Consider the following 667-nt stretch of genomic DNA (forward strand, 5'->3'; position numbering starts at 1 on the left):
CGCTTGCCGCGGCACTGCTTATTTCAGCATCGATTCCAGCGCAAACAAGTCGGCCGGGTTCTCGCGCTGGCGCACCAGGTGCAGCTGCTCGCCATCGACGATGACTTCGGCCGCGCGCCCGCGCGTGTTGTAGTTCGAGGCCATCGTCATGCCATAGGCGCCGGCGGTCATGATCGCCAGCAGGTCGCCCGGCTCGACGGCGAGCTCGCGCTCGCGCGCCAGCCAGTCGCCGGATTCGCAGATCGGGCCGACCACGTCATAAGTCAGCTTGGCGCCATCCCTCGGCGCCACCGGCTGCACGCCGCGGCCCTCGGTGGTCCAGCCGTTCAGCAGTGCCTGCAGCGCGCCCAACTCGGCCGGCAGGCTCAGCACCTCCAGCCGGCCGTCTGGCGCGGCCTGGGCGGCGGGCAGGCCGGCCACGTCGGCGGGCTTGGGGCGGTCGCGCCCGAACTCTGCCTCGGCGCCGTCCACCAGCTCCTGCGCGGCAACGATGACAGGCTGCACGCCGGTCGACAGCGCTTCGCCCAGCAGCGCATGCAGCTCGCCGGCGCCGGCCTGGCGCTGCAGCCACTGGCGCAGGTCGGTCGTCGTCACGCCGGTGGAGCCCAACGTCACGCGCTGGCGGTCGGCCTGCTGCAGCGCGCGGTTGAACTGGCTGGCCATCACG

Annotated in this window: 1 pseudogene; it reads right to left on the minus strand. The window is 72.3% G+C overall.

What is annotated here, in order from left to right:
- Positions 1 to 18: 18 nt before the first annotated feature.
- Positions 19 to 667 (minus strand): annotated as a pseudogene (locus I6F37_RS38380) (hypothetical protein); the annotation flags it as partial.

The sequence above is a fragment of the Bradyrhizobium sp. NBAIM08 genome (assembly GCF_020193935.1).
In the GTDB taxonomy this organism is placed as follows: Bacteria; Pseudomonadota; Alphaproteobacteria; order Rhizobiales; family Xanthobacteraceae; genus Bradyrhizobium; species Bradyrhizobium yuanmingense.